Below are 17729 nucleotides of genomic sequence, written 5' to 3' on the forward strand. Positions count from 1 at the left end.
CTGCAATCTTTCTATTTATCTATTAAACTCCTGTATCCTACGATTTTAATTTTTAGTTATATGAGCAGCTACTAGGCTCTATAACATTCTGATAATTAAACCTGCCGTCTCTTCAATCGCCTTATCTGTAACATCAATAACCGGACAATTCAGCTCTTTAAACAAAGACTGCGCATACGCTATTTCCTCTTCTACCCTCATCGCTGTAGCATACTGCACATTATTAGGAAGCCCCATAACCTTTAGTCGCTCACTGCGTATTTTCAACAGTAACTCTGGCTCGATCGTTAATCCGAATACTCGACCACGCTGAACATCCTTCAACTGAACAGGCGGTGTCAGCTCCGGTACAATCGGTATGTTGACCGTTTTATAACCTTTATGCGCGAGAAACATGGATAAAGGGGTTTTGGAAATACGGGATACTCCAAGCAATACAATATCCGCTTTGAGAATGGCGCTCACATCTTTGCCATCATCATATTGAACCGCAAAATCTAAGGCCTCTACACGGCGAAAATAGTTATCGTCCAGTCGGTGCAGCAGACCAGGCTTCTCTTTGGGATCGTTATGGAACGTATCGGCAAACGCCTGCATCATCGGTCCCATAATGTCGACAGCCCGCACATTCAGCCGGACAGCCTCCTCTTTCATCGCTTCTCTCAATTCTGGCTGTACCAGCGTATAAGCTACGAAGCCTTTACGCTCGGCAACTTCCTCCATCACCCGACTCAGTTCGTCTTCATCCCTTACGTTCATAAATCTTTTGATCTCTGTGTCCGGTAACTCAAATTGGCGCATGGTCGCCTGTACGACAGCTTCTGCCGTCTCGCCAATCGAGTCTGAACAGATCGCTATAAAATGACTGCTCACCTGAACCATTCGATTCCTCCCATTAATCCTCTGCTACCATATCGAGCAACATTTTAATAATATTCGTTTTTGTAATGCGTCCCACGACTTTCCAGTGCTCCCCTGGCTTGTCGGAGTCGGAAGGGACGACAACAGGCAGGCTGTCGATTTGACGGGCAATAATTTTGCGCGCTGCCTCTAATACCGTATCCTCTGGGGAAACGGTGACAACATTCGCCTGTCGGGTCATCACAAGGCTGACAGGAATGGTTGCTGCATTGGGATTCCCTAACGTTACCTTAAGCAAATCCTTGCGGGAAGCTACCCCTGCCAAATCTCCGTCTTCATCGGTGACGATCAAATTGCTCACATTTTCCAAAAAGAGAGCTACCACAGCTTCCTGAATCGTTGTTGTTTCTCGTACGATGACTGGAACCCCATGAAGATCGCCGACCTTCATTTGCAACAGCCGGAATTTTTCCTCCCGGTTCGGCGTGCCCCGCTTTCCAACAAAATATCCGACCTTAGGCTTTGCATCTATGTAATTCAGAATGCCCAATTTGGATAGGTCGGTCCGAATGGTCGCCTTGCTGAGATTAAGCATTTCCGCAATCTGATCCCCGGTAATCGGGGCATGCTTTTGTACGATGTTTAAAATTTCTACTTGTCTTGCCGTAAGGTCGATGATGAACGTCCCTCCTTTTTTCTTCCGATCTAATATTGAATATAATACGTCATATATATCAATAAATCAACCTTAAAAAGCATATAAAACATCACATATATAAAATTAAGGCGGTTATTCATGTCTTTTTATCATTTAAAACACTTATTTAACACAAAAAACGGGTACTTTGCACCCTGCTCTTTCGAGTAAGGCGAAGTACCCGCTCCCTTATTCGTATCTTAAAGCATCAATTGGACGCAGCTTCGACGCCTTTCGCGCCGGATATACTCCGAACAACACTCCAACCCCCATACAGCATAGAAAAGAGTAAAGCACGGGCTCTATCGAATACACAATCGGCATTTGGACGAATTTCTCGAGCAGCTTTGCACCTCCGAGACCCACCATTACACCAACCAGCCCACCCATCAGACTGAGAAAAACAGCCTCAGCCACAAACTGCAGCATAATATCACTGCGTTGCGCACCAATCGCTTTGCGAATCCCGATCTCCCTCGTACGTTCCGTGACGGACACTAGCATAATATTCATAATGCCGACACCTCCGACACCAAGCGCAATTGCAGCTACACCGACCAGCAACATATTCATAATTCGATCAACCCCGGACACTGTTTTTAAGATTTCCGTCTGGGTCATGATCTGAAAGTCATCGCCCTCTGATGGCTTTAGCTCATGTCTGGCACGTAGTACCTGCCGAATTTCAGCACTTGCCTGATTAATCTTCTCCTCTGTTGTTGCAGAGGCGTTCACCTGCTGAATACTCATATTGCCTAGCCGTTCCATCCCCGTTGTAATCGGTACATATACCTGCTGACCACTGTTACTCATATTGGAATTGGAATTTGCCAGCACACCAACCACCTTAAAAGGAAGCTGTTTAATCATGATCGTCTCACCGACCGCTCTGGAGGCATCCGGACCAAAAATATTACGGGCCGCATCACTCCCAAGCACGGCCACATTCATTTGTTTATCTACTTCATAGTGGGTAAACGACCTGCCTTGAGCTAGTGACAGCTTTCTCACATGAACGAATGCCAGCGAAGTCCCCTCAATTTGCGCGCTGACCTTATTGCGACTCCACGTAATATCTGCATTGGTCATGGCACTTGGTGCTACCTCTGCTACTGCTTTTTGCTGCTCTAGCGCATCGATATCTTCCAGAGATATTCCTTTCGTCTGACTGAACGACATGGAGCTGGAGCCATCATATGGAGCATAAGGATAGATCATCAGCAGATTATTTCCCATACTGTTGATCTGAGATGTAATCGTAGCCGTTGATCCTTTACCGATGGCTACAATCATAATCACAGCGGCCACTCCGATAATAATGCCCACCATGGTCAGCAAAGATCGCAGCATATTGGTTCGCAAACTGTTGAGCGATACACGGATAATTTCCTTGAACTTCATGCCTTCACTTCCTCTGCCGCCATTCTTCGTTTCCCAACAGGCTGATCCTCTTCAATCCGCCCATCCCGAAAATGAATCAGACGCTTGGCGTATTCCGCAACCTCCTGATCATGAGTAACCAATACAACCGTTTTCCCCTGATCATTCAGACGCTGAAAAATCCCCATTATTTCAACACTTGTTTTGGAGTCCAATGCGCCTGTCGGTTCATCCGCCAAGAGAATGACCGGATTGTTCACAAGTGCGCGCGCAATTGACACCCGCTGCTGCTGACCGCCTGACAATTCGTTTGGCCTATTGTTCATCCGATCGCCTAGACCTACGCTAGTGAGAGCCTCCATTGCCCGCAAACGACGCTCCTTGGCAGGAATACCCGCATAGATCATAGGCAGTTCCACATTCTCCAAAGCCGTTGCTCGCGGGAGCAAATGGAACTTTTGAAATACAAATCCGATTTTCTGATTACGTATAATAGCCAGTTCATCCTCGCGGGCATCTAATATCGAATAGCCATCCAAATAAAATTGTCCCGATGTAGGTAAATCCAGACAGCCGATGACATTCATCATCGTGGACTTGCCTGATCCAGACGGTCCCATGATCGCAACAAAATCACCGTCAGCAATATCAAGTTGTACCTCACGCAGGGCATGAATTTCCTGATCTCCGACCTGATACACTTTTTTCAAATCCTCAATCTGAATGACGTATCTCATACCCGTTTAAAAGCCTCCCTGCATGCCGCCCATAGCGGAAGGGTCCGGCGGAGGTTCAGGAGCAGGCACAATAAGCGTGTCACCCTCCTTTACACCTGACTTGAGCTCGACTCGATCTGGCGTGTAAAATCCGAGTTCTACGGGCTTGAATGTGCGCGCCCCTGGATTCGCAGCGTTATTAGCGGCAACATACACGCCATCCTGTCCCCCTTCCGATCTCAGCGCAGTAGCAGGTACGAACAGTACATTTTTGTGTACTCCCAAAATAACGGCCACATTCATAATCATGCCCGTTTTGAGCTTGCCTTTCGGGTCATGAACAGACAATTCCATCAGATATGTCGTCATCCCTTCATCCGTAGAGGCTTCCGGTGAGACGAATTGCACCTTCCCTGGAAATGATTCACCAGGATATGCATTGGTAGTCAACACGGCTGAAAGCCCCTTCTTTACCTTGACAATGTCGGTCTGACTTACCTTCACAACTACCTTAAGATCGTTGGAATCCGAGTTATTCATGACAATGAATGGAGCCGTCGGACTAGTCCCTACATCCCCGTTCACCTTCAAGATTACCCCGTCCCAAGGTGCTGTGACCTGAAGTTTGTTCAATTCATTTTTCTTCTGCTCCAGTTCCGTCGCCTGTCTTCGAACCTCTATCCGTGAGGCTTGAATATTGGATGCATCAGCCGGAACCTGAATTTTGCGAAGCTCTGCCATTGCCGTACGATATCCGATTTCAGCTTCTGAAATGGTGCGACGTTTTTGCGACATAATTTTGCGGAACTGCAGATCCAGACCATCATAGTCCGTCTGTGCTTTATCAAGTGCTTGCTCTGCCTGCTCCAATTCACTGTTGGACACCGCACCGGCATCATGTAAAAACTTTTGGTCCTCATATGCCTTTCGCGCCTGTTCCAACTGCTTTTGGGAAGTTTTCTTCTGACTTTCGGCTTCTTCCAGCTCAAATGATTCTTGCGCTGTATCGATAGCCATTTTGGCCCGAAGTACATTTGTTTTCTGAATTTCAATGTCCTCTGCCTTCGGACCTTTCTCCAATTCAGCCAGCTTGGATTTGGATATTTCCAAAGTATCAGACGCAGTCTGAATTTGCATTTTAATTTCCGAACTGTCCAGAAGAGCCAGCACCTGTCCTTTTTTCACCTTGTCCCCAGCTTTCACATTTACCACTGCCAGCTTGTTATCACCTGCACTCGTGAAGTTTAACTTCACTTCCTTGGACGCTTGCACGGTACCGGACGTGTCCAGCTTCTCACTCACATCGCCGCGCTCTACTTTAAGCGTCTCATCCTGAACCAAAAGTGCCGCCTGCTCCTTGGGCAGATTCAGATATACTGCCGCTCCGCCTCCACCTACAACTAGTAGAACAATTGCAGTCCATATCCACTTTTTTCTCCGTTTTTTCCGTAACTTGATTAAAGCATCATTTAAAACCGTTTCTGCCAACGCCTTTTCCTCCCTATGTGCTCCATGGCTTGTTCAACGTATACTCATTTTGATCCAACTCGATCGCCAGCTCTTCCATTTGCCGTTCAATCTGGTTCACTTTCAACTGATTATTTTTCAATTCCATCTCGATAATTAGACCTCTGGCCCACTTTTTGCGTGATAACTCCAAGGCCTCTTTTGCCGTACGCAAGCTTTCTTCCAATTGTACGTATTTTTTTTGGTTTTCCTTAACCGTGGCATACAAATTGCGGAGTGATTCGGCAAAATCCTTTTGACCTTTGTCGAGCTCCTCTTTAGCCGTATCGACATCCATTTTAGCTAGATCGTAAGCACCTGCACCGTTATTAAAATCGAAGTATCTCACATTAAGTTCCGAAGTTTTGATGCTATCCTCGAGCTTCCATAAGTTCGGATTCATGTCTGTCAGCTGTTGTATATGTATTTCGATATCCAGCTTCTTCGGTTCCTTGTACACGGGCCGGTCAACCAATTCATAGGCTGTTCCATTAGGCTGTCCCATGAGGAAGTTCAGAGCATCCCTGGATTTTTGAAATGCAATTTTCCCCTGCTCTACTGTTTGCTGAGCCTGGCTTCTGGCCTGTGTACTCTCGTTTTTTGCATACTCAGACAGCTTGCCGCGCGCAAATTTGGCAAGTGCAATCTTTTCCTCTGCTTGGGCAATTTCAAGCGCTTCTAGATCATTTTTCACTTGATTCTCTGCCACGAACACACTTTGATAGCTTTTCATCACATTAAAATAAATCTGGTCTTTGGCAAACTGCGCCTGCTTTTTGCTGGCTAGATAAGATAGCGTCGAAGAGTTATAACTTCTCCAAGAGGTATTATCATCAACATATTCACCGTCTATAAAATCAACAAATGCATTTCCCAGATCCTTTTCTGCATTTTTCAGTTCCATTCTGCGACGCTCTACGTCCCGTTCGGCGGTACGCGTATTGTAACTGTTCGTCTGTGCCCATTCCACGGCCTGTTTGAGTGTTAATGTAGGTAAAGCCTGACCCGTTACGGATGGTGTCTTCGATGTAGCCGCATTAGATGGACTAACCGATGTACTTGATGCTACATTCCCTGATAAACTCTCAGCCTGTACAGTAGAGGCCAAGCCTGATGATAAGGACAATACAAGCAGCACGACAGCCGCTTTTTGCTTCATAGATGAATCTCTCCCCTTTCGGTTCATTCCCCGAATATTTCCCTTTTTTTTCGACATAAACTTCCACGAACTCTCTGCATTCTAATTGTACTTTCAGGTTTATGTTGGTACAAGGTGTCAAAACAATACATTTTTGTAACCTTTACTTCCTGATTACTCGCTTTATACTACTTTTCATCCAATGAGATATTGATTCAACCTATTTTTACCTGAACTTTACCTAATTTTCAGCTAATTTTAAGGAAACCAACAGCATCTATTAAGGTTTGGAACATATACTAGAGAAAGAATAACAGCCGCTCACTGGGAGGGTTAATAGATGATAAAAGAATCTCGCATGACAACCACTAACGAACCGTCTGATTTGTGGATGACCCGCTTTTTACGTGAATCAGAACAAAAAAAGAAACAACTAATCCGGGAAGCCCGGAAAAATAATGATATACCGCTGATGAACAGCATTTCTTTTCACCTTGCCCAACGGGATCAGCAGCATCTTATCGGCTAAAATGACAAGTGAATCTTATGCTATAAATAACAGATTACCTCTAGTTATCTGCTTCGTATGCTAGATGAAAAAAATCCGGGACAAATCGATAATTGATTTGTCCCGGATTTTTGTGATCATCAAATCTAATATAAAACCGCATAGCTTGTTCCGTTCCTATTCTTCCATCTCCGCCTGCGGATCATAGAGATATTGATCGAGTGGAATACGCCCGCTTTCATTAAAACGTATGCCTTCCTCCTCCAAATACAGACGCTGCAGGGATGCGGACTCATCCTCCTGCAAAGCAATCTCCCCCAAACGGTTGACTACTCTATGCCAAGGAAGTCGGTGTTTTTGGCTCAATGTATGCAAAATTCGCACCACCTGCCTGGCACCTCTTGGGCTTCCGGCCTCTGCCGCAATTTGACCGTAAGTCATTACTTTTCCCTCAGGGATCAACAGTATAATTTGAAGCACACGGGCAGTGAAAGGCTGCATGTTCTAATTCCTCCGTATTACTATTGCTTTTTCAATAATTATAGCACCCTGAACAAAGGCTAAAAACCCCTGCGCCTACCGATGTAAGAAGCAGGGAAAAACCCAGCGTTTAAATTTAGAATCCGCTCAGACCCTGCCTTTTTAAATCCTGTGCTACTAATCGGGCCAGTTCCCTTGCACCTTCATAGTTTGGATGGAGTGTATCGCCGTTCATATACAAGGCCAGTGTAGCGTCTTTACCAATAGAAGTGAAATAAGCTGAGCTAAGAACATTCAGGTCGACTAAAGGTGTTTGTTCCTCTTGAGCCAGTGCCAAAATAGCGCTTCTATACCATCTATTTTCTGCGGTGTGTACATTGTTAGCATTAAAGTCAGTGGCTCGTCCTTGCGGAGTTGACAGGATTACCGTCGCCCCTTTAGCCTTAACCTGCCGAATCATATCCCTCATCCAGTCCTTAAACTCGGCTTCGCTTTCGTTATGCTTTGGATTGGTGTCATTGATGCCCAATTGGAGAATAAAATAATCCCCCGGCTTAATATATTGGACGATGGCCTCCAACTGACCGTCCTGGTGGAAGCCTCTAGCAATTTGGCCTCCAGACGCCATATTGCGAATTTGAAAAGTATTCGTGTTCACAAACTCTGGCAGCAGTTGGCCCCATCCCGCCTGCACGCTGCTATCTAGCGGATAATAGTTACAAACCGTAGAATCTCCACCGATATAAATCGTTCGATTCGTAACCGGATTGCTAGATAATTGCCTGATTTCCAATGCACTGAGTGTGAAGACTGCGCCCTCTTTGCCTTCAGTAACTAGCAGATTTAGCTGCCCATCTGTCACTGGAATTTGAAAGCGATCCTTGGCCCCATTCCCTGTCATATTAATGACCTGATACACCCCTTCAGCCGCAATACTCGAACGAGAGGTATCTCCTAAAGTAACCGACACCTCATACAAACCAGGAGGAAGATCAACGTCAAAAGTATTCTCGCTTTTCGTACCTGTAGCCAGGAACCGTACCGCATCACTTGCCACTCCAGTCCCCGAAGCGCTGACATTACGCATATTCTCAGGGGTACGAAAGCCATATCCACGTGCTGAGTCATAGGACAGCGAAGCACTCACACCGGTATAACCCGTTTCGACCGTACCTCCGCCAAAATCAAACTTGTACTCGCCAGCGGATGCATGTGCCGGCGTAGCTATGCCCATACCTGGTGCACCACATAAAAAAGCCGCTAAAAGCATACCAGTCAATCCTTTTTTCCATTTCATTCTTCATTCCTCCTTCAGATTTTTAATTGTACGAAGCAAAGAATATTTTATTTTTGTAAGCGCATACATAAAATTCTATCAATTGTTGCAGGGTTATGCCTATGTGATTATTATGCAAAAGAAAAGTAGTTTATTCGTTAAGCTAAAACTTGTACTTGTACACAAAAAAGCCTCGCAGTTACAACTGCGAAGCTTTATGAAGCAATATTTCTTCAAATCAAAATCACTACATTAATCCGCAACCAAAATTCCGTCAAAGCTCTCTGGACCTACACGTATTGTACCCAGCAGGTTAGCAGAAACAAAAGCAGTGTACACCAGTTGTGGCGTAATCGGCGGATTGAAATCATCTGCTGAGAACGCAATAACCTGTGGAGCTAATAAACTCAAACTAAAAGTGGATGTAGCCGAATAAACAACAGGGTCAGTTACCACAGTACCTCTTACAATAGTGATAGTAATTCCTACTAAAGCAAGCGGAAGTTGAAGCGATATGGTTCCTTTAAGCAGAACCCGTGGCGTACCTGTAGCTCCCTGTGTGTTTAATCCGATCTGCCCAAACAATTGAGGTGTATTCAAAACCGTGATCGGAATGGCAATAGAGTTGGCTGTCGAAGCATTTTGGGATGTTCTTCCATCAATAAATGTCCCCATGGTTTCCCCTCCTCTCTCTACCAGATACTCATAGACTATGAAAAAGTTTGTTTTGTGCTTGGACTGAATAACTTGTAAAACACACAACTTCTGATGAATAGGCTAATGTGCAGCCCTTTCTCTGGCCCTGTGAATACACTAAACCAACACTGGGAAAGGAGGGATGTCATGTCTAATAAGTTTAGAGCCATCTTAAGAGGGGCTAATGAAGTGCCTCCTGTTAGAACAAATGCGACAGGAACAGCCGAATTTCGTTACCGTCAAGCGAGCCAACAATTAAGCTTTGAACTGACTGTACGCAATATCTCGCGGGTAACCGAAGCGCATATTCATCTGGGACGAAGAGGTGAAAATGGTCCTGTTGTTGCTACACTGTTTGGTCCTTCAAAGTTTGGCATAACCGTTAGAAGAGGCGTCGTTAGCGGCGTGCTCCGTGCATGTGATCTTACCGGTCCACTCAGAGGCAGAACCATTTATGATTTGGTGTGCCAAATCAGAGAGGGCAATGCCTACGTCAATGTCCACACGATCCGTCATCCGAACGGTGCCATTCGTGGACAAATTAGACGCGCACCTATCAAACGCTGCAAATAACGAATGATCATGAGTATAAAAAAAGAACTTCCATGCCACTTATTTTGAGGCTATGGAAGTTCTTTTTAATTCAGGATTTTGCAAAATTCGACTCCAGTCGCTCCGAAGTGCAATATATAGACGAACTAAACCATTTCGATCTATATCTTGTTCATTGAAAGTCGCTTATGGGATTTTCGAAAAATCCTCAATTCTTAACAAAAGTTAAGAAGTTCATAAGCGTTTCTTAAGCCGTTCCCTTTAGGGTTGTTAAGAACTTTATCTTTTAATAGAAAGGGTTCAACAAGATACAGTTCACTCCTGAAAGGAAATGAAGCTTATGAAGCCTAAGACCAAACAAAAAATTCCCGAATTGCAGTTGGTCAGAGCCATGGCGATTTTAGCCGTCTTGATGGTACATGCCACTTCTTATGCGACGGTTCAGCTTACAAATTCCAGTCTTTATGTTGTATACAATGCGCTCAATGTGTTGATGAAGTATGGAACCCCCGTATTTATCGCGCTTAGCAGCATGGTGCTGTTCTACAACTACAAGGATCGTCCGATGGGACGACAGCTCTTAAGCCGCTTTTATAAGCAGAGATTGCTGTACATCCTCTTACCTTATGTCATGTTCTCTCTGTTTTATTTCTTCCTGTCCCTTACGGCTGGTAGCTCCGAACCATGGAATATAGCTACACTTGCGAAGAGCTTTGCTCTGAAATTGGTCACAGGCAAAGCTTATACTCATTTATATTATATTTTTATCATGATGCAATTCTATCTTGCATTTCCATTCGTACTGTGGCTGTTCCAGCGTTGTCGGCAACTTCCACAATGGTCTATTGTCCTTGGGCTGTTGGTACAGTGGTCATTTGTTATTGGAAATAAATTTCTATTTCAGGTTCAAAATAAGGGCAGTTGGGCACTGTCTTATATAGCCTGCTACATGCTGGGTGCTGCTCTCGGTTACTACTACCCACAGCTGAGAACGTGGTTTCTGATGCGTAAGGGGGAACGAAGTGTTGCCGGAGTGCTGACATGGATCGCAATTTGGGCTTTATGGCTAATTTCAGCCACCATGCATGTCTATATGTGGTACGAAAATAGAATGTACGGAATCTCGTACAATTCGCTAGTTTTTGAACTTATGTATAATATGTACAGCTTGTCTAGCACGCTGGTAATACTACAGATTTCCTTTTTAATGTACAGACGACAACATTCCTTTATCACTCGCAAACTGGAACGTCTGGGCACACTGTCCTTTGGTGTGTATCTGATTCATCCGTTCTTCCTGCTCCTGTATCGGCAGTTTTCACCACATATCGGTTCTCCGCAGCTTATTCATGTGTGGTATGCCGGAGGTTTTTGCTTTGCACTTCTTTGCTCTTGGCTCGTCGTGTCGATCATCTCCCGTTTCCTGCCATTTGCTTGGATCTTTTTCGGTCAACTACCAGGAATAGAAAAAAGACAATTCAAGCAAGAAAACCGTATTTCTTCAACTGAAACAGCACTATCCAAAGGCTGACGACCCCAAGCAAGCGAACTGAGATGAGTGTCCATAGCCTCCATTTTTAAAAAGGTATATAATACGCCCATATTGTATACTGCTGGAAAGAACAGAAAGGGTGCACAACCATGCATAACGGAACCATTTTATTAGTAGACGATGAACCTGAAATTATTAAGCTGATGCAAATTTATTTGGAAAATGAAGGATACCGACTGCTTATGGCACGAGACGGACTGGAAGCGCTGGAGCAAGTCAGTCGGGAATCGATAGATGTGATGGTGCTTGATGTGATGATGCCCAATATGGACGGGGTTGAAGCTTGCATGAAGATCAGGGAAACCGAGCATTTTCCGATTATTATGTTGTCTGCGAAAGGACAAGATATGGACAAAATCACAGGACTCAGCGTTGGGGCCGATGATTATGTCACTAAGCCGTTCAGCCCCTTGGAGCTGGTGGCACGCATCAAATCCCAGCTGCGCAGAGTACGGAAATACATCCACTCCTCCCCTGCATTGGAGCATGAAATGATACTGGATGAACTCTCCATTAATTCTGCTACGCATGAGGTCACTCTCGCCGGAGAATCCATTAAGCTGACCCCGCGTGAATTTGCCATTGTCGAGCTGTTGGCACGTAATCGTGGTCAAGTGCTGAGCATGGAGCAGATCTATGAAAAAGTGTGGAAGGAGCAATATCTGGAATCCAACAACACGCTGATGGTTCATGTGCGTAAAATTCGTGAGAAAATTGAGGCTGATCCGAGAAAACCCAAATACCTGAAAACGGTGTGGGGCATCGGCTACAAAATGGAAAAATTCGATTAATGGAGGATTCACGTCTTGAAGGCAAAACGATATGACACATTGGGTTGGAAGCTGGCAGCCCTTAGCCTTGCCGCTTTCGCTCTAACCGGACTGATTTTGATGCTGTTTTATTATGGAGCATCTTTGCTACTATGGCTGAACCCTTCCCGTTCATTTTTTGGCACCCGTCTGGTTCGCTGGATCGTAAATCACATTGGGTCCCCACTGATCATGCTGGTGGGCGGGCTACCTACATATATCTATTTCTTTTTCCTTTTTACCAAAAATACGATTGGCTACCTTCGCGAAGTTACGACGGGGATGCAGGAGTTTGCTGATGGAGATCTGTCCTATACGATCCCTGTTTCTTCAGCGGACGAGCTGGGTACCTTGGCGAAAAATATGAACACCATGGCGGACAAGCTCCGTCTCTCACTGGAAGAAGAACGGGCTTCCGCCAAAGCCAAAAACGACCTGATCACTGGCGTATCTCATGATCTTCGTACCCCGCTAACATCCGTGATCGGTTTTTTGGAATATATTGAAACCGACCGTTATCGGGATGAAATTGAGCTGCGCTATTATGTGAACATTGCTTATGAAAAGTCATTGACGCTTAAAAAGCTGATCGACGAGCTGTTTGAATACACGCGTGTGAGCGGTGGCAGTCTACCACTGGAGCTGGAGCCTGTAGATCTCGGCAAATTGCTCACTCAGCTTGCTGAGGAATTTGTACCCTCGCTGGAACAGGCGGACATGTCCTACCGTGTCCGAATCGTCGAGCCTGTTCGGATTCTAGCCGATACCGACGAGCTTGTACGCCTGTATGAAAATTTGTTTTCCAACGCTATTCGATACGGAAAAGACGGCAAACGCCTCGATATCACCATAGGACGCGAAGACGACGAGGCGGTGGTAATCTGCACCAACTACGGCACCCCAATTCCTGCGGAAGATGTCCCGCACTTGTTTGAACGGTTTTACCGGGTGGACAAATCACGTTCCAAGGAAACTGGAGGCACCGGACTGGGCCTTGCGATTACAAAAAGTATTACCGAGCTGCATGATGGCCGCATTTCGGTTAGGAGCAATCGCAGACAAACAGATTTTGAAACCCGTTTTCCCCTCTGCTCCTACACATAAACAAACGAACCAGCCAAAGATTGTATCTCTGGCCGGTTCGTTTCTGACTTTTATTTAATACAGAACTATTTTCCTTTATTTTGTTCAAACAATACTTCACCATTGGATTCAATAATCTTTTGGTACCAGTAGAAGCTGTTCTTTTTTCTTCTTTCCAGCGTACCCGTACCATCGTTGTTTTTGTCTACATAGATAAAGCCGTACCTTTTTTTCATTTCTCCTGTTCCCGCACTGACAATGTCGATTGGACCCCACCAGGTATAGCCGAGCACTTCGCAGCCATCCTCAATAGCTTCATGCAGCTGGATCAGATGCTTGTTCAGATAGTCTACCCGCTCGGGATCATGAATTGAACCGTCTTCCAAAATTTCATCATGACTGCCGTAGCCGTTCTCTACAACAAACAGAGGTTTCTGATATCGGTCGTACATCTCATTACAAACATAGCGGAAGCCCTTTGGGTCAATTGGCCATCCCCACGGCGTTTTTTCCAAATAGGGATTGTCGAGTCCCATAATTCCCCCTGTGTTGCCCAAGATGGGCATACCTGCTTTATGTGTCGTACTTCGATAATAGCTAAATCCTAAATAATCAGCTGTATGCTCTCGCAGTAATTGTTCATCTCCGGGCTCCATTTGGACCATAATGTTATGCTCTTTCCAGATCCGTTTGGCATAGCTTGGATAATAGCCTCTAAGGATCACATCCGAATAAAATAAAGATCTTCTTCTCAGCTCATAGGCTTCAAACACATCGTCCGGATTACAGGTATTCGGATAGATCGGACTCAGGGATAACATAGCGCCCATCATTGCTCCTGGGATAATTTCATGACACAGTTTAGTAGCCAGGGCGCTGGCAACGAAAACATGGTGACTAGCCTGATAAATGGTCGGCAGCTTGTGCTCATCGTCTTGAACAACAATGCCTCCTGCCGCCAAAGGGATGGTATGAAAATGGTTGATTTCGTTGAAGTTCATCCAATATTTCACTTTGTTTTTATAACGTTTGAAGACAACTTCCGCATACTTTACGTAGAATCCAATCAGCTCGCGGCTTTTCCAGCCTTCGTATTTGCGAATCAGATTCAGAGGCAGCTCAAAGTGAGAAATGGTGATGACCGGCTCAATTCCATACTTCAGTAGCTCATCAAACAGATCATCGTAAAATTGCAGCCCTTTTTCATTTGGCTCGGCATCATCCCCATTCGGAAAGATTCGGGACCATGCAATGGAAGTCCGAAAGCATTTCATGCCCATTTCGGCGAACAGGGCGATATCTTCTTTATAACGATGGTAAAAATCAATCGCTTCATGGCTGGCGTAGTACTTGTTTTCATCAATCGTATCATCAAACGTCCCGCCTACTATTCCTCCCCGAAATGCATCGCTGATTGCTGGCCCTTTACCATCCTCGTTCCATGCCCCTTCAGCTTGATTCGCTGCTATAGCACCACCCCATAGAAAATTTTCAGGAAAACTTTTGGCTATTTGTGCTGTCATAACTCATTTCCTCCTTTATTTAATGTACAGTGAGCAAAATACTTTGCAAATCTACGGATTTTTGCTGTGTCTGGGTAACCTTTTGGTAATCAGTGCTGTTGGTAACAATAATTGGAGTGGTCAGGTCATAACCGGCTGCCTGGATTTTCGGAATATCAAATTCAAGCAGCAAATCGCCTCGTTCAATCCGTTGCCCTTGTTCTACATGCTTCGTGAAATAGTTGCCTTTCAGCTTAACCGTATCTAGTCCCACATGAATTAACAGATCCAGATGGTTATCTGAGGTGATGGCTATCGCATGGCCGGTTCGAAATACGAGCGAGACAACCCCTGAAACCGGTGAATATACCTTTCCTTCACTCGGTAGAATGGCTATTCCTTGACCCATCGCTTCTGTAGAGAACGCAGGATCAGGCACCTCATGAAGCGGAACAATTTGGCCATGGATAGGCGCATAGACATTCTCGGTGACTTCAGTATGTCCAGGTTCAGTTTGTAAGGCAGGCTCGGATTTTTCTGCTTCCGTCTTTCCTGTCTCCGCATCCGTTGCCCCTTTTCCTTCATTAAAGCCCAGAATATAAGTCAATACGGTAGTAACCACAAATGAAATGATGATACTAATCAAATAAAAAGCAATTGTATTCGTAAAGAATGCCGGAATAGTTGTTATTGCCGGGAACACATAAGCAAGCACGGTCGTCTGGAAATGTCCGGCAATGGCCCCTCCGATCATTCCACCGATGACGGCGGCAATCATTGGTCTTTTCAGCTTCACGGACAGTCCGTAAACGATAGGTTCTGTAATACCAGCGAACAATGAAGGGAAAATAGATGACAGTGCGTAAGCTTTCAGCTTTTTATCTTTGGCTTTCAGAAAGACCCCAAGAGCGACACCGGATTGGGCGAAGGTCGCAGAAGCCATCATAGGTCGGATCGTATCAAACCCTTTGAGGGAAAGATTGTTGATCATCGCAGGTGCAATCCCCCAGTGTAAACCAAACATCACCAGGAAGGTCCAGCCGCCTCCCAAAATGGCCCCAGTCAAGAGACCGCTTTGCGTACTCAAAAATTCAATACCATCCGCAATACCTTTACCGGTGTACACTCCCAGTGGACCGATCACAATGGCAGTAAGCGGAACCATAATTAATAAGGAAACAAGCGGGACCATAAATAATTCAATGCTTTTCGGAACCACCCGCTTCAGAAACCGTTCCAGATATGAATACAGCCAAATGGCTAAAATTGCTGGAATAATGGATGTCGTATAACTCATCAGGACAACGGGAATGTGGATAAAGGAAGCAATATCCCCCGTGTTTTCCATCAGCTTGGTGAAGTTAGGCTCCAGCAGAGCGGCCATAATAGCAGCAGATACGATAGGCTGGGTCTTGAATGTTCTCGAAGCTGAAAACGCTAACATCAGTGGCAGGAAGAAAAATACGCCGTTGCCTGCGGCAGCAAGGATAGCATAGGTACTGGAGGCACTGTCCAACCACTCTAACTGTGTAAGAATAACCAGGATAGCTTTCAGCATCCCTGCACCAGCCAAAGCAGGTACAATCGGCTGGAAGATAGAGCTCATGACGGTAAAAGCACGACTGATGAAATTACCTTCCTTTGCATTATCCTCTTTTTTGTCGTTACCGCTTTTTACCTGAAGGTTATAGTTCTTCGCAATCGTATCATAAACCTCGTTGACATGATTGCCGATCACCACCTGGTACTGCCCTCCGCTTTCTATCACGGAAATGACACTGTCTGAATTTTCCAAAACCTGTTTATTGGCTTTTTGCTTGTCCTTAAGTGTAAATCTCAGACGGGTCATACAATGGTACAGATCACGTATATTTTCTTCTCCGCCTACATTAGTTACAATGAATTTCGCTAATTCATCATGTTTGCTCATAATGCCTGCCTCCAATGCTCTCTGGTTGATATAAAAAAACCTGAGTAATCACCGATACCAAAATGCAATTTAGTATCGAAATCACTCAGGTAATGCCCACAAATGGTAACACCCTGTTAGTTTTCAGTTCTGTTGACCAATCTGGAAATGTGAATCATAAGATACATCATTTCATCATTGGTTAATTTCTGCTCAAACTGCTTATTCACATACACCCCTATTTTTTGTACACATCTGTGCTCTTCTGGAAATTTGGTTTTCAGGTCTTCGAACAAATTCATGTACTGCGGGTCTGCCGATTCGTGGGCAAAAAGCCGCTGGGCAAAAAATTTAAGATGGGTTACAAAACGGTTGTAATTCCATGAATCTTCATCAATCTCGACATTGAAGTGGTATTTTACAATATCCATAATATCCTTGATGACTTTTGACGTTTTTAGCGTCAGATCAAGCTTCTGGTTATCCAGGCGGGCGTTGACGAAATGCAGGGCAATAAACCCGGCTTCATTCTCATCGAACGTGATGTTGATCCTGTTACGAATCATCTCCAGCGCGTGTTTTCCGATCGCGAATTCTTCGCGATAAAACCGCTTGATCTCCCATAGAAACCGGTTTTCAATCGGTGTTCCCCGTTCATGCCTTTGGATGGCGAATGAAATGTGGTCGATCAGAGCTAGGTAAATATAGTCACTAATGTCTCCAGCCAATCTCGGTCTGGCATACTCCACGATTTCATCCGCGATTTCAATACATTCCATCTTCACATCTTTCAGCAAATCCGCCAGCTTCGCGGATAAATCCTGAGTTTTGACTACAAACAGCTTCGTGATTTTTCGCTCATCGATGGTATCCCCCGGTTTCAGGTTGAATGCGATTCCATTTCCTGTCGCAATGACCTCTTGGGCGTCCTCTTCCTCTGCTAAAACGACATTGTTGTTAAGCGCTTTCTTCAAAATCATGCGACCACCTGCTTTTATTTACTGGAAGGCCATTTTTTAAAGAGACTCTGTTAAAAAATGTGCATACACTAAAAAACCTGAACA

At 44.9% G+C, this 17729-nt stretch carries 17 protein-coding genes; 5 read left to right on the forward strand and 12 right to left on the reverse strand.

The features are described 5' to 3' along the window. Window positions 1-78: 78 nt before the first annotated feature. The 6 genes from ACQW03_RS00045 to ACQW03_RS00070 all read right to left on the reverse strand — a co-directional run bounded on the left by ACQW03_RS00045 (window position 79) and on the right by ACQW03_RS00070 (window position 6319). Entirely contained in the window at window positions 79-882 is an 804-nt protein-coding gene (locus ACQW03_RS00045; protein WP_025723337.1) for a pyruvate, water dikinase regulatory protein, read from the reverse strand. 13 nt (window positions 883-895) lie between these two features. Next, a complete protein-coding gene (locus ACQW03_RS00050; protein WP_223822107.1) occupies window positions 896-1510 on the reverse strand; it encodes a helix-turn-helix transcriptional regulator in 615 nt (204 codons plus the stop codon). 237 nt (window positions 1511-1747) lie between these two features. Further along, window positions 1748-2959, reverse strand: a complete 1212-nt coding sequence (locus ACQW03_RS00055) for an ABC transporter permease (protein ID WP_076294097.1) — start codon at window positions 2957-2959, stop codon at window positions 1748-1750. Next, entirely contained in the window at window positions 2956-3675 is a 720-nt protein-coding gene (locus ACQW03_RS00060; protein WP_023988440.1) for an ABC transporter ATP-binding protein, read from the reverse strand. Before ACQW03_RS00060 ends, ACQW03_RS00055 begins: the two co-directional genes overlap by 4 nt. Before the next feature lie 6 nt (window positions 3676-3681). Beyond that, window positions 3682-5142: an efflux RND transporter periplasmic adaptor subunit gene (locus ACQW03_RS00065; RefSeq protein ID WP_441947711.1), complete on the reverse strand. Its 1461-nt coding sequence runs from the start codon at window positions 5140-5142 to the stop codon at window positions 3682-3684. A 13-nt stretch (window positions 5143-5155) separates the two neighbouring features. Beyond that, on the reverse strand, window positions 5156-6319 hold the full coding sequence (locus tag ACQW03_RS00070) for a TolC family protein (protein ID WP_441947713.1): 1164 nt from the start codon (window positions 6317-6319) through the stop codon (window positions 5156-5158). Between the two features lie 319 nt (window positions 6320-6638). Here ACQW03_RS00070 and ACQW03_RS00075 point away from each other — a divergent pair, with 319 nt between their 5' ends. Beyond that, window positions 6639-6827, forward strand: coding sequence for a hypothetical protein (locus ACQW03_RS00075; protein WP_013370989.1), 189 nt, complete (start codon window positions 6639-6641; stop codon window positions 6825-6827). Between the two features lie 156 nt (window positions 6828-6983). On the opposite strand, the gene ACQW03_RS00080 is transcribed toward ACQW03_RS00075, so the two are convergent. The 3 genes from ACQW03_RS00080 to ACQW03_RS00090 form a co-directional block, all read right to left on the reverse strand. Further along, window positions 6984-7307 carry an MGMT family protein gene (locus ACQW03_RS00080; RefSeq protein WP_023988438.1) on the reverse strand — a complete coding sequence of 108 codons (324 nt, stop codon included), beginning with the start codon at window positions 7305-7307 and terminating at the stop codon, window positions 6984-6986. A 115-nt stretch (window positions 7308-7422) separates the two neighbouring features. Further along, window positions 7423-8583: a rhamnogalacturonan acetylesterase gene (locus tag ACQW03_RS00085; protein WP_071640816.1), complete on the reverse strand. Its 1161-nt coding sequence runs from the start codon at window positions 8581-8583 to the stop codon at window positions 7423-7425. Window positions 8584-8814: 231 nt separating this feature from the next. Continuing rightward, a complete protein-coding gene (locus tag ACQW03_RS00090; protein ID WP_028542329.1) occupies window positions 8815-9237 on the reverse strand; it encodes a hypothetical protein in 423 nt (140 codons plus the stop codon). Window positions 9238-9405: 168 nt separating this feature from the next. On the opposite strand from ACQW03_RS00090, the gene ACQW03_RS00095 reads away from it, so the two are divergent. The 4 genes from ACQW03_RS00095 (at window position 9406) to ACQW03_RS00110 (ending at window position 13275) form a co-directional block, all read left to right on the forward strand. Continuing rightward, window positions 9406-9831: a CHRD domain-containing protein gene (locus ACQW03_RS00095; protein WP_071640815.1), complete on the forward strand. Its 426-nt coding sequence runs from the start codon at window positions 9406-9408 to the stop codon at window positions 9829-9831. A 319-nt stretch (window positions 9832-10150) separates the two neighbouring features. Beyond that, window positions 10151-11341 carry an acyltransferase gene (locus tag ACQW03_RS00100; protein ID WP_441947716.1) on the forward strand — a complete coding sequence of 397 codons (1191 nt, stop codon included), beginning with the start codon at window positions 10151-10153 and terminating at the stop codon, window positions 11339-11341. A 110-nt stretch (window positions 11342-11451) separates the two neighbouring features. Next, on the forward strand, window positions 11452-12153 hold the full coding sequence (locus tag ACQW03_RS00105; protein ID WP_339202005.1) for a response regulator transcription factor: 702 nt from the start codon (window positions 11452-11454) through the stop codon (window positions 12151-12153). Window positions 12154-12168: 15 nt separating this feature from the next. Further along, entirely contained in the window at window positions 12169-13275 is a 1107-nt protein-coding gene (locus ACQW03_RS00110) for a sensor histidine kinase (protein WP_441947719.1), read from the forward strand. A gap of 65 nt (window positions 13276-13340) precedes the next feature. Here the strand turns inward: ACQW03_RS00110 and ACQW03_RS00115 are convergent, their stop codons facing one another. The 3 genes from ACQW03_RS00115 to licT form a co-directional block, all read right to left on the reverse strand. Further along, on the reverse strand, window positions 13341-14777 hold the full coding sequence (locus ACQW03_RS00115; protein WP_034095026.1) for a glycoside hydrolase family 1 protein: 1437 nt from the start codon (window positions 14775-14777) through the stop codon (window positions 13341-13343). A 19-nt stretch (window positions 14778-14796) separates the two neighbouring features. After that, window positions 14797-16686, reverse strand: coding sequence for a beta-glucoside-specific PTS transporter subunit IIABC (locus ACQW03_RS00120; protein ID WP_076294103.1), 1890 nt, complete (start codon window positions 16684-16686; stop codon window positions 14797-14799). A 116-nt stretch (window positions 16687-16802) separates the two neighbouring features. Continuing rightward, window positions 16803-17645, reverse strand: a complete 843-nt coding sequence (gene licT, locus ACQW03_RS00125; RefSeq protein WP_025724226.1) for a BglG family transcription antiterminator LicT — start codon at window positions 17643-17645, stop codon at window positions 16803-16805. Window positions 17646-17729: the final 84 nt, after the last annotated feature.

Origin of the sequence: Paenibacillus sp. DRB1-1 (assembly GCF_052119485.1) — a bacterium.
Lineage (GTDB): Bacteria > Bacillota > Bacilli > Paenibacillales > Paenibacillaceae > Paenibacillus > Paenibacillus polymyxa_B.